We start from the raw sequence: 12,272 nt of genomic DNA on the forward strand, positions 1-12,272 counted from the left end.
GCATGCCTTCGAACGCCTCGGGCCGGTCCGACAAGAACGCCGCGCCCCCGCTGCCCGAGCCCCTGCGGGTACCGGTCGCCGACTCGCACACCCACTTCGACATGCAGTCCGGCACGGTCGAGGAGGCGCTCGCCAAGGCCGCGTCGGTCGGCGTCACGACCGTCGTCCAGGTCGGGTGCGACCTCGCCGGGTCCCGCTGGGCCGCCGAGACCGCGGCGGCGCACGACGCCGTCCACGCCACCGTCGCCCTGCACCCCAACGAGGCCCCGCGCATCGTGCACGGGGATCCCGACGGCTGGTCGAGGCAGGGCGCGCGCGAGCCCGGCGGTGCCGCGGCCCTCGACGACGCGCTCGCGGAGATCGACCGGCTCGCGGCGCTCCCGCAGGTCAGGGGCGTCGGCGAGACCGGCCTCGACTACTTCCGCACCGGCCCCGAGGGCAAGGAGGCGCAGGAGCGGTCCTTCCGCGCCCACATCGAGATCGCCAAGCGGCACGGCAAGACCCTCGTCATCCACGACCGCGACGCCCACACCGACGTCCTGCGCGTCCTCAAGGAGGAGGGCGCCCCCGAGCGCACCGTCTTCCACTGCTACTCCGGCGACGCCGAGATGGCCGGGGTCTGCGCCCGCGCCGGGTACTACATGTCCTTCGCCGGCAACGTCACCTTCAAGAACGCCCAGAACCTCCGCGACGCCCTCGCCGTGGCCCCGCCCGAGCTGGTCCTGGTGGAGACCGACGCGCCGTTCCTGACGCCGGCGCCCTACCGGGGGCGGCCGAACGCCCCCTACCTGGTGCCGGTGACGGTGCGTGCCATGGCGGACGTGCGGGGCGTCGACGAGGACACCCTGGCCACCGCCCTCGCCGCGAACACGGCCCGGGCGTTCGGGTACTGACACGCTGAGTAGTCGCATCGCTTGGGAGAGTGACCGGCCCTCCGCTAGGTTCTGGGGGCCCGATCGGGACCCCTGGAGCGTGTGGGCGTGAGCAGAACGCAGTTCGAGCCGGCTGAGGCGTACGAGTACCTCGCACCGTACGACGTGCACAGCGCGCCGACCCTGCCGTACGGGTACGGCGGTGGGTACGCCGACCCGTACCGGCCCGCGCCGCCGCCCGTCCACGAGCCGACCGCGCCCGCGCTGCCCCGACAGGGCACCGCGCCGCAGGAACCGCAGCCGCAGCAGCCCCAGCCGTCCCGCGCGCCGGGCGAGGGGCGGGCCGAGCGCAGGCGCCGGGCGAGGGGCGCCGGGCGCGCGGACGCCTCCCTGCGCAGGCTGCTGCCGCGGGCGCTGGTCGTGGCCTTCCTCGCGGGCGGCACCACGGCCTTCGTCGCCAAGGACAAGGCCGTCGAGCTGACCGTCGACGGCACCCCCCGCACGCTGCACACCTTCGCCGACGACGTGACCGAACTGCTCGCCGAGGAAGGCGTCCAGGTGGGCCCCCACGACGTGATCGCACCCGCCCCCGGCACCCCGCTGACCAGCGGCGAGGACGTCACCGTCCGGTACGGACGGCCCGTGCTGCTCACCCTCGACGGCCACCGGCGCCAGGTGTGGACGACGGCGGGGACGGTGGAAGGGGCGCTGCGGCAGCTCGGCGTGCGCACGCAGGGCGCGTACCTGTCCACCGAGCCCTCCCGGCGCATCGGCCGCGAGGGCCTCGCCCTGGTGGTCCGCACCGAGCGGGTGGTGACCGTGATGGCGGACGGCCGGACCCGCACCGTCCGCACCAACGCCGCGACCGTGCTCGAGGCCGTCGAGGAGGCCGGCATCACCCTGCGCGGCGAGGACACCACCTCCGTCCCCGCCACCGGCTTCCCGCGCGACGGGCAGACCGTCACGGTGCTGCGGATCACCGGGTCACAGGAGGTCCGCGAGGACCCGATCCCCTTCGACGAGCAGCGGGCCGAGGACGCCACCCTCCTCCGGGGCGCCGAGGTCGTCCAGCAGGCGGGCCGGCCCGGACTGCGCCGCACCACGTACGCCCTGCGCACCGTCAACGGCGTCCGGCAGAAGCCGCGCCGCCTGCGCACCGAGGTGGTCCGCGAGCCCAGTCCCCGGATCGTGCGGGTCGGCACCCGGCCCCGGCCGGCCTCCGTCCACGGCACCGACCACCTGAACTGGCAGGGCCTGGCCGCCTGCGAGTCGGGCGGCCGCGCGGACGCCGTCGACCCCTCCGGGACGTACGGGGGCCTCTACCAGTTCGACTCCGCCACCTGGCACGGCCTCGGCGGCACGGGCCGCCCCGAGGACGCGTCGGCCGCGGAGCAGACCTACCGGGCGCAGAAGCTGTACGTGCGCAGCGGCGCCGGCGCCTGGCCGCACTGCGGTGCCCGGCTGCGGGAATGAGGCCGCCCGGCCCCCGGCTACCCTTGCGGGGTGAGCAGCCCCACCTCCGACGCCCTCCTGGGTCCCGCCGACGTCCGTGAACTCGCGGCCGCCCTCGGCGTACGCCCCACCAAGCAGCGCGGCCAGAACTTCGTCATCGACGCGAACACGGTCCGCCGCATCGTCCGCACCGCCGAGGTACGCCCCGACGACGTGGTGGTCGAGGTGGGACCGGGCCTCGGCTCGCTCACCCTGGCCCTCCTGGAGGCCGCCGACCGGGTCACCGCCGTCGAGATCGACGACGTCCTCGCCTCCGCCCTGCCCGCCACCGTCGCCGCCCGCATGCCGGAGCGCGCCGACCGGTTCGCGCTCGTGCACTCCGACGCCATGCACGTGCGGGAGCTGCCGGGACCCGCCCCGACCGCCCTGGTCGCGAACCTCCCCTACAACGTCGCCGTCCCCGTCCTCCTCCACATGCTCGACACCTTCCCGAGCATCGAGCGGACCCTCGTCATGGTGCAGGCCGAGGTCGCCGACCGGCTCGCCGCCGGACCCGGCTCGAAGGTGTACGGCGTCCCGTCCGTGAAGGCCAACTGGTACGCCGAGGTGAAGCGGGCCGGTTCCATCGGCCGCAACGTCTTCTGGCCCGCGCCGAACGTGGACAGCGGACTGGTGTCACTCGTCCGGCGGACGGAGCCGCTCAGGACGAGCGCGTCCAAGGCGGAGGTCTTCGCCGTCGTCGACGCCGCGTTCGCCCAGCGCCGCAAGACCCTGCGGGCCGCGCTCGCCGGATGGGCGGGGTCCGCCGCGGCCGCCGAGGCCGCACTCGTCGGCGCGGGCGTGTCGCCGCAGGCGCGCGGAGAGGCCCTGACCGTGGAAGAGTTCGCGCGTATCGCCGAACACAAGGAGTGACGAGCAAGTGAGCGTGACGGTCCGCGTCCCCGCCAAGGTCAACGTCCAGCTCGCGGTCGGCGCCGCCCGCCCCGACGGCTTCCACGACCTGGCCAACGTCTTCCTCGCCGTCTCCCTGTACGACGAGGTCACCGCGGCCCCGGCCGCCGACGGTCTCCGCGTCACCTGCGAGGGACCGGACGCCGACCAGGTCCCCCTGGACCGCACCAACCTCGCCGCCCGCGCGGCCCTGGCCCTCGCCGAACGGTACGGCCGCGCACCCGACGTCCACCTCCACATCACCAAGGACATCCCCGTCGCCGGTGGCATGGCGGGCGGCAGCGCCGACGGCGCGGGCGCGCTGCTCGCCTGCGACGCCCTGTGGGGCACCGGCGCCTCCCGCGAGGAGCTGCTGGACATCTGCGCCGAGCTGGGCAGCGACGTGCCGTTCAGCCTGGTCGGCGGCGCGGCGCTGGGCACGGGGCGGGGGGAACGGCTGACGGAGCTGGAGGTCGGCGGCGACTTCCACTGGGTCTTCGCGCTGGCCGCGCGTGGCCTGTCCACGCCGGCCGTCTACCGCGAGTTCGACCGGCTGGCCGAGGGCCGGGACATCCCGGAACCGGTCGCCGACCAGGCGGTGCTCGACGCCCTCGCGAAGGGCGACACCGCCGCGCTCGCGGTCGCCGTCTCCAACGACCTCCAGCCCGCGGCGCTCTCCCTCTGCCCGGAGCTGGGCGACACCCTCGCGGCGGGCCGGGCGGCCGGAGCCCTGGCGGCCCTGGTCTCGGGCTCGGGACCGACCACGGCCTTCCTCGCGACCGACGCGAAGTCCGCCTCCGACATCGCCGGGGTGCTGCGGGCGTCGGGGACCTGCCGTGACGTGCGTACGGCGGCGGGGGCGGCGGCGGGAGCGACGGTGATCTGACGGACAGCGTCAGAGGTTGTCGATGACGGTCAGGTCGATGTCGATGGAATAGGGCTTGTCGACCTTGATTCGTTCGCGGTGCATGCCCACGTGTACGTAAGCCTTCGTCATCGGGTCGAGCTCGTAGACGTGAATGATGGGCCTGCCGCTGGATCCGCCCTGTTCAACCCGCCAGAAGTTCGCGATTCCCGCAGCCGCGTACTTCTGGGGCTTAGTCGTGCGGTCGCGAGACTCCGAATCCGGGGAGACGACCTCAATGGCGAGGAGGACGTCCTTCGCCTCATAGCTGGTCTGGCCCGGGCCGGTGATGGCATCGGTCCGGATGACGCTCACGTCGGGTTCGGGGCCGTTGCGTCGATCGAGGATGACGGTCATCTCCCGTTTGACCCTGAAACCCGGTGGCACGAACTGCCGAAGGCCATTGACCAGAAGGTCGATCGCATCAGCGTGAAAGGCGCGTTGCGGAGTCACGAAAACCAGGCTCCCGTCGATCAGCTCGGTGTGCGGCGGGAGATCCGGCAGCGTGAACAGGTCGTCCACGGTGTATCCGTCCTGCGGCGGCACCGGCCAGCGCGGGCGGCGGTGCTCTACGGACTCGGCGGTCATGGTTCCTCCCATGGACGGGATCCTGCTGCCTGCCCTCCACCGTAGCCGCGCGGTCCGACACGCGTCACCACATAGAGTGACCGCCCCCGCCCGCGTCCCCCCACCCCGCGGAGGGCCTACGCTTGAAGGCTGATCGATCCCCCAGGCAGGAGAGAAATGGCCGTCAATCTGGTCAATGTCGAGAACGTCAGCAAGGTGTACGGCACCCGTGCACTCCTCGACGGCGTGTCCCTCGGCGTCTCCGAGGGGGACCGCATCGGTGTCGTCGGGCGCAACGGCGACGGCAAGACGACCATGATCCGGATGCTGGCCAGGCTGGAGGAGCCCGACACCGGCCGGGTCACCCACTCCGGCGGACTGCGGCTCGGGGTGCTCACCCAGCACGACTCCCTCGACCCCGAGGCGACCGTCCGGCACGAGGTCATCGGCGACATGGCCGACCACGAGTGGGCGGGCGACGCCAAGGTCCGGGACGTGCTGACCGGGCTGTTCGGCGGGCTGGACATGCCGGGCTTCCCGCAGGGGCTCGACACCGTCATCGGGCCGCTCTCCGGCGGTGAGCGGCGCCGGATCGCGCTGGCCAAGCTGCTCATCGAGGAACAGGACCTGGTCGTCCTCGACGAGCCCACCAACCACCTCGACGTCGAGGGCATCGCCTGGCTCGCCCGGCACCTGCGCGAGCGGCGCTCCGCGCTCGTGTGCGTCACCCACGACCGGTGGTTCCTCGACCAGGTCTGCACCCGCATGTGGGACGTGCAGAAGGGCGACGTCTACGAGTACGAGGGCGGCTACTCCGACTACGTCTTCGCCCGCGCCGAGCGCGAGCGCATCGCCGCCACCGAGGAGGCCAAGCGGCAGAACCTGGTCCGCAAGGAGCTGGCCTGGCTGCGGCGCGGGGCGCCCGCCCGCACCTCCAAGCCCCGCTTCCGCGTCGAGGCCGCCAACGAGCTGATCGCCGACGTGCCGCCGCCCCGGGACAGCAGTGAGCTGATGAAGTTCGCCTCCTCCCGGCTCGGCAAGACCGTCTTCGACCTGGAGGACATCACCGTCCAGGCCGGTCCCAAGGTGCTGCTCAAGCACGTCACCTGGCAGCTCGGTCCCGGCGACCGCATCGGCCTGGTCGGCGTCAACGGCGCGGGCAAGACCTCCCTGCTGCGGGCCATGGCGGAGGCCGCCCGCAGCGACGGCGAGCAGCAGCCGGCGGGCGGTCGGGTACGGGTCGGCAGGACCGTCAAGCTGGCGTACCTGTCGCAGGAGGTCGACGAACTCGACCCCGACTGGCGGGTGCTGGAGGCCGTGCAGCGCGTCCGTGAGCGCGTCGACCTCGGCAAGGGGCGCGAGATGACCGCGGGGCAGCTGTGCGAGACCTTCGGCTTCGGCAAGGAGAAGCAGTGGACACCGGTCGGGGACCTGTCCGGCGGTGAGCGGCGGCGGCTGCAACTGCTGCGGCTGCTCATGGACGAGCCCAACGTCCTCTTCCTCGACGAGCCCACCAACGACCTCGACATCGAGACCCTGACCCAGCTGGAGGACGTCCTCGACGGCTGGCCCGGTTCGATGATCGTCATCTCCCACGACCGGTTCTTCATCGAGCGCACCACCGACCGGGTCTTCGCCCTGCTCGGCGACGGCGCGCTGCGCATGCTGCCGCGCGGCATCGACGAGTACCTGGAGCGGCGCCGGCGCATGGAGGAGTCCGCCGCGTCGAGCGCCCCGGTCGTGGCGGCCGGGCCCGCCGCCGCCGTGCCCGAGAAGAGCGCGGCCGACGTGCGCGCCGCCAAGAAGGAGCTCCAGAAGATCGAGCGGCAGCTGGACAAGGTCTCCGAGAAGGAGACCAAGCTGCACGCGCAGATCGCCGAGAACGCCACGGACTTCGCGAAGGTGGCCGAACTGGACGCGGAGCTGCGCGCGCTGACGGGGCAGCGCGACGAGCTGGAGATGCGCTGGCTGGAACTGGCCGAGGACGCCTGACCGCCTGCGCGCGGGGAGCGCGGGTGGTGTAAAGGGCGCGTGAAGGCTCGTAACAGAGGCATCACGGGCCGGTCCGCCCTTGGGAACAGGGGCGGACGCGGCCCGGTGGGCGGTTGGCCGTGGGTGATAGAAAGGCCGTCCGAGGACTGTCCCAGGGCGGTCCGAGGCATGTGGAACGAATGCCTACGACGACTCCGGGGCCAGCGCGTGACCCGGGGCGTGGCTAAAAATCAGTGAGTAATAAGGGGGAACGCGCTGATGAGCCAGCCGCCGAATCAGCCGCCGCAGCCGGGTGGCTTCGGAGCACCGCAGGACCCGCCGCCGGGAGGTTTCGGGGCGCCGACCCCGCCGCCTCCGCAGGGCCCGCCGCCCGGCCCGCCGCCGCAGCAGCCGGGCTACGGCTATCCGCAGCAGCCCGGTCAGCCGGGGCAGCCGGGGCAGCCCGCCCAGCCGGGGCCGTACGCGCAGCCCGGACCGTACAACTCCGGTCCGTACGCCCAGCCGCAGCAGCCCGGGCCGTACGGCCAGCAGCCCGGCTACGGCTACCCGCAGCAGCAGTACCCCGGCTACCCCGGCGCCCCCGGTACGCCGCCGCCCGGCGGTCCCGGCTCGCGCAACCCCTTCAAGGGCAAGCCCGCCCTCGCCATCGGAGCCGCGGCCCTGGCCCTGCTCGTCATCGGCGGCAGCGTGTGGGCGGTCACCGCGAGCGGCGGTGACGACGAGAAGAACAAGAAGCCCGTCGTCGCCAAGACCGACGACCCCAAGCCCTCCGGCTCCAAGGGCGGCGCCCCGGTCAACCCCGGTGACGGCAGCGGCGACGGCGGCGAGGACCCCGAGGACCTCAACGAGGGCCGCCAGGCCGGCGAGTCCAAGGTGCTCTGGTACAAGGAGGCGCCCGACGCCCCCGGTTCCGGCGCCGACGCCGACGGCATGTGGATCACCGGCAAGGCCGCGGTGAAGGCTGCGTACAAGCAGGTCTTCGCCTACAACGTCGGCGACGGAAAGCCCGCCTGGGACCCGATCGCCTTCCCGGAGAAGATCTGCTCGGTCACTCCCGAGAAGACGGCCGACGACAAGATCGTCGTCGCCTACATGAGTGGCTCCAGCGACCGCGCCAAGTGCAACAAGCTCCAGGAGATCGACCTCGCCACCGGCGACAAGGGCTGGTCCGAGGAGGTCGCCGACGGCGACCTGTTCGACTCCACGCTCTCCGTCGAACTCTCGCTCAGCGGCGACATCCTGATGGTCGGCCGCTCCCAGTCCGGCACCGCCTACGACGTCCGCAGCGGCAAGAAGCTGTACGACAAGAAGAAGTACGGCGACGCCTGCTTCCCGGCCGGGTTCGCGGGCAGCGCGACCAAGCTCGTCCAGGTCGCCTCCTGCGGCGCCGGCGGCAACAACGCGCACGACGAGCTCCAGGGCCTGGACCCGAAGACCGGCAAGGTCCTGTGGACCTACAAGTACGAGAAGGACTGGCGGATCGCCCGCGCCTACTCCGTCGACCCGCTGGTCGTCTACGCCACCAACGAGGACAAGAAGGTCTGGAACATCTCCAGCTTCACCTCCGCCGGCAAGGTCCAGGAACAGGTCGGCGTCGACGAGGACTTCGCCCCCGAGTGCGGCTGGGCCATCCTCGAACGCGATCTCCAGGGCTGCTCGGGCGTGGCGGTCGCCGCGGGCACGCTCTACCTGCCGACCGAGGCGACCAGCGGCGCCAACGAGATCGTCGCGATCAACCTCGCCACCGGCAAGGAGAAGTGGCGCACCAAGTCCCCCGCGGACGAGTCGATGATGCCGATGAAGGTCGAGGGCGACCAGCTCATCGCGTACGTCCAGCCGTCCTACGACGCGGGCGGGCAGGTCGTGTCCATCCCGACCGGCGGCAGCAGCCACAAGCCGGCCAAGCTGCTGCAGAACCCGCAGGGCGTCGCGGACATCGAGAACGGCTTCTACTCCAAGGACATCGACTGGGTCGACGGGCGGTTCTTCATCTCCAGCACCCGCCTGACCGGGAACGACGAGTCGAAGGAGAAGTTGATGCTCGCCTACGGCAAGTGACCTCTTCTCCGGCCGCGCTCCCGCGGCCCGTTCCGTCCCCGTCGTCCCCGCTCTCCGAGGTGCTCACGTCATGACCCAGCCGCCGCCCCCGCCGCCCAACCAGCCCCCGCAGGGGGGCGGTTTCGGCCCGCCGCAGAACCAGCCGCCGCAGCAGCCCGCACCGCAGCCGCCCACGCCGCCCTCGGGGCCCGACCTCGGCAAGGCGCCCGGGCCGGGCTACGGCTATCCGCAGACGCCCCCGCAGACCCCGCCGCAGGCGCCCGCGGCTCCGCCCACGCCGCCGGCGGGGCCGCCGCCCCAGCAGCCGGGGTACGGGTATCCGCAGACGCCGCCGCAGCCCCAGCCCGGGTACGGCTACCCGGGTCAGCCCGGTCAGCCCGGGCCGTACGGGCAGCCGACGCCGCCCTACGGTCAGCCGGGCCAGCCCGGATACGGCTATCAGCCGCCGTCCACCATGCCCATGCAGCCGCAGGCCGCGGGGCCGGGCGGCGGGCGGAAGATCAACGCGCAGGTCGCGATCATCGTGTCCGCCGTCGTCGCGATCGCGCTGATCATCGGCGGCGGGGTCTGGTACGCCGGTTCCTCCGACGACGGGGGCAAGGACGACACCGCCGGCTCCAGCGGCGGCACGGGCGGCGACGGCGGTACCGACCAGAAGGGCGGCGACGGCGGCAAGACCTCCGGCGCCCAGGAGAAGGCGCCCGCCGACCCGGCCTCGAAGGTCCTCTTCCAGGTCCCGATGCCCTCGGTGAGCAAGGAGGACAGCAGCGTCGTCGTCTCCGGCTCGTGGCTCACCGACAAGGTGTACGCCAAGAGCGGCGTCGCCGAGGTCGTCGGGTACGACCCCGACAAGGGCAGCAAGAAGTGGACCATCAAGCTGGACGGTCCCGTCTGCGCGACCACCCGGCACGTCACCGACGACAACAAGACGGTGATCGTCCACCAGCCCGCCATGCCGACCAAGGCCGAGCCCTCGCACGGCTGCACCCAGGTCGCGGTCCTCGACCTGGACGCCGGGAAGAAGGTGTGGACCAAGACCGCCGGTGACGAACCGATCTCCTTCGACAACGTCACGATCAGCGGGGACACCGTCGCCGCGGGCAGCACCGACGGCGGCGTCGCCTTCGACATCGCCAAGGGCGACATCCTGTGGTCCCCGAAGACCACCGACACCTGCTACGACGCGGGCTACGGCGGTGGCGAGAAGCTGGTCGCGGTGCGCAAGTGCGGCTCGTACGACGCCCGCCAGCTGAACATCCAGACCATCGACCCGAAGAGCGGGAAGGTGCTCTCCGAGTACAAGATGGCCAAGGGCATCGAGTACGCGGGCGTCGTGTCGACGGAACCGCTGGTCGTGGCCGCCGACGTCGGTGACTCCGCCGGTGACGGCAGCGGCATCTCGGACTTCTTCTCCATCGACAACAAGACCGGCAAGCTGCTCACCCGCATCTCGGCCCCCGGCGACCAGTTCGCGGCCCGCTGCGACAGCATCACCAAGACCGAGAGCTGCAACGGGCTCGCGGCCGGCAACGGCAAGCTCTACATCGCGACCGAGGAGCACGAGGGCAGCGGCGAGTCGTACAGCCGGGCCAACGAGGTCGTCGCCTTCGACCTGGCCACCGGCAAGCAGACCGGCCAGCGCGCGGACTCCGGCGACGACTACACGATCACCCCGCTGCGCATGGACGGCGGCAACGTGATCGCCTACAAGCGCCCGCCGTACGACAAGGGCGGGCAGGTCGTGAGCATCGACGGCGCGACGTTCAAGCAGACGACGCTGCTGGAGAACCCGGCGACGGAGGCGGTGCGGGACGTGGAGTCCAGCATGTCGCCGGACTACTCCGAGCTGCTCTACTCGCAGGGGCACCTGTACATGTCGCAGGTGTACGCCAGCGAGCCGAGCAGTGCGGACGAGAAGGAGTACCTGGCGATCGGGTTCGGCACCAGCGGCTGAACCGGTCCGGATCCCGGCCCCGGCCCCGTCCCTGCTTCCGCAGGGGCGGGGCCGCGCATTTGTGGGGTGGTTGTCGCCGGTAGGGGCAGCGCCCGGACGGGCTAGCGTGTAGCTTCCGGGGCATGCCGGGGGCATGGGTGCCGGGGACTGGGTGACTGGGGGGTTGCTCCATGGGAGTACGGCTCATGGTGGTCGACGATCACCGATTGCACGCCGAGGCGCTGGCCTCGGCGCTGAAGCTGCGGGGGCACCGGGTGCTGGCCGCGGCGGCACCGGCCGCGGGGGCGGCGGAGCTGGTGATCAGCCGGGCGCCGGAGGTGTGCCTGCTGGGTACGGCGACACCGGCGGAGCCGGGAATCTTCGACCCGGTGGTGCGGATCAAGCGGGAGCGTCCGCAGGTGGCGATGCTGGTGCTGGGCCCGGTGCCGAGCCCTCGCGGCATCGCGGCGGCGTTCGCGTCGGGGGCGTCGGGGTACGTACGGCACGACGAGCGCATAGAGGGTGTCGAGCGGGCGATCATGAAGGCGCGGGCGGGGGAGGCGGCGGTGGCGCCCGCGCTGTTGCAGGGGGCCTTCGGCGAGCTGCTGAACCCGGCTGCGCAGCCCGACGACGAGGGGCAGCGGCTGTTGCAGATGCTCACGCCCCGGGAGGTGGAGGTGCTGGTGCGGGTCGCGGACGGCGAGGACACGCGGCTGATCGCGGCGGGGATGGGGATCGCTCCGTCGACGGCGCGTACGCATGTCCAGCGGGTCCTGATGAAACTGGGCGTGGGCTCGCGTCTGGAGGCCGCGGCACTGGCCGCGCGGACGGGGTTGCTGGACCGGGCGGGGGCAAGGGCCTCCGGCGGTTGAGCGCGGTGCCTGCGGCGCCTGTGCGGGTTCGGTGGGGGTGCGCGGTGCGTTGTCTGGGGGTCTCGGGGCCGCGCCGGGGGGTGTCCGTCCTCGGAACGGCGCGGAATCGGTCGGTTACGGGGGCTGAGGGCGTTGACGCGCCAACCGCTGCGGGCGGACACCCCCCGACACGACCCCTTCGCGCCGTACCTACCTAGCTGCGGGCAGTCGTGCCTCCCCCAGTGCCTGAACGGCCTGGGAGGTACCCCCAGGCGGCACGGGTGGGCGCAGCGGCACCCCGGCAGCGCCGGGCCGCGACCCACCCGCGCGCCCACACCCACCCCGGGCGCCGGTCAAGCACCGGTGCACTGGGCGGCGTCACCAAGACACCGTTACTCCTTCGCGGCCTCCTCCACCGGCGGCGTCGGCGGAGCCGTCGGCCTCAGCTTCAGCCAGACCAGGAAGAAGAGCCCGAGGACCAGCATCCCGATCCCGGTCCACAGATTGATGTTCACCCCCTGCGCCTTGTCGATGTCCTCGTCGGACGCCGCGAAGCCCGCGATCGTCACGATCACGCCGTAGATCACGAACAGCCCGCCGATGATCCGCCGGATGTCGAACAGCCGCGCGGCGGTGACGGACTTGGTCTCCAGCTCGGAGACCTCGTCCTGGACGTTCTTGTCGGAGTAGGAATCAGACATGCTCTCTCAATC

Annotated in this window: 10 protein-coding genes; 8 read left to right on the forward strand and 2 right to left on the reverse strand. The window is 72.3% G+C overall.

Features of this window, described 5'->3' with window-relative positions; translation table 11 throughout:
* Positions 1–2: 2 nt before the first annotated feature.
* The 4 genes from ACZ56V_RS32835 to ACZ56V_RS32850 all read left to right on the forward strand — a co-directional run bounded on the left by ACZ56V_RS32835 (position 3) and on the right by ACZ56V_RS32850 (position 4,140).
* Positions 3–893, forward strand: a complete 891-nt coding sequence (locus tag ACZ56V_RS32835; protein WP_468947301.1) for a TatD family hydrolase — start codon at positions 3–5, stop codon at positions 891–893.
* 87 nt (positions 894–980) lie between these two features.
* Complete coding sequence (locus ACZ56V_RS32840; protein WP_468947303.1) at positions 981–2,345, forward strand: ubiquitin-like domain-containing protein; 1,365 nt, start codon at positions 981–983, stop codon at positions 2,343–2,345.
* A gap of 30 nt (positions 2,346–2,375) precedes the next feature.
* A complete protein-coding gene (gene rsmA, locus ACZ56V_RS32845; protein ID WP_398915596.1) occupies positions 2,376–3,236 on the forward strand; it encodes a 16S rRNA (adenine(1518)-N(6)/adenine(1519)-N(6))-dimethyltransferase RsmA in 861 nt (286 codons plus the stop codon).
* 7 nt (positions 3,237–3,243) lie between these two features.
* Positions 3,244–4,140 carry a 4-(cytidine 5'-diphospho)-2-C-methyl-D-erythritol kinase gene (locus ACZ56V_RS32850; protein ID WP_467379718.1) on the forward strand — a complete coding sequence of 299 codons (897 nt, stop codon included), beginning with the start codon at positions 3,244–3,246 and terminating at the stop codon, positions 4,138–4,140.
* Positions 4,141–4,149: 9 nt separating this feature from the next.
* Here the strand turns inward: ACZ56V_RS32850 and ACZ56V_RS32855 are convergent, their stop codons facing one another.
* Positions 4,150–4,746 (reverse strand): Uma2 family endonuclease, encoded by a 597-nt coding sequence (locus ACZ56V_RS32855; protein WP_398915600.1) that lies wholly within the window; start codon positions 4,744–4,746, stop codon positions 4,150–4,152.
* Positions 4,747–4,902: 156 nt separating this feature from the next.
* Between ACZ56V_RS32855 and ACZ56V_RS32860 the strand changes: the two genes are divergently transcribed.
* From ACZ56V_RS32860 to ACZ56V_RS32875, 4 genes are all read left to right on the forward strand, one after another.
* Positions 4,903–6,717 carry an ABC-F family ATP-binding cassette domain-containing protein gene (locus ACZ56V_RS32860; RefSeq protein WP_468947306.1) on the forward strand — a complete coding sequence of 605 codons (1,815 nt, stop codon included), beginning with the start codon at positions 4,903–4,905 and terminating at the stop codon, positions 6,715–6,717.
* 258 nt (positions 6,718–6,975) lie between these two features.
* Positions 6,976–8,775, forward strand: a complete 1,800-nt coding sequence (locus tag ACZ56V_RS32865) for an outer membrane protein assembly factor BamB family protein (RefSeq protein WP_467379720.1) — start codon at positions 6,976–6,978, stop codon at positions 8,773–8,775.
* A 70-nt stretch (positions 8,776–8,845) separates the two neighbouring features.
* Positions 8,846–10,729: an outer membrane protein assembly factor BamB family protein gene (locus tag ACZ56V_RS32870; protein WP_468947308.1), complete on the forward strand. Its 1,884-nt coding sequence runs from the start codon at positions 8,846–8,848 to the stop codon at positions 10,727–10,729.
* A 170-nt stretch (positions 10,730–10,899) separates the two neighbouring features.
* Entirely contained in the window at positions 10,900–11,580 is a 681-nt protein-coding gene (locus ACZ56V_RS32875) for a response regulator transcription factor (RefSeq protein WP_356359228.1), read from the forward strand.
* Positions 11,581–11,951: 371 nt separating this feature from the next.
* Here ACZ56V_RS32875 and ACZ56V_RS32880 read toward each other — a convergent pair whose 3' ends face one another.
* The gene (locus ACZ56V_RS32880; protein WP_467379723.1) at positions 11,952–12,260 is read right to left on the reverse strand and encodes a hypothetical protein; all 309 of its coding nucleotides are present in this window, start codon (positions 12,258–12,260) and stop codon (positions 11,952–11,954) included.
* Positions 12,261–12,272 lie beyond the last annotated feature (12 nt).

This window comes from Streptomyces sp. NPDC034099 (assembly GCF_055575415.1).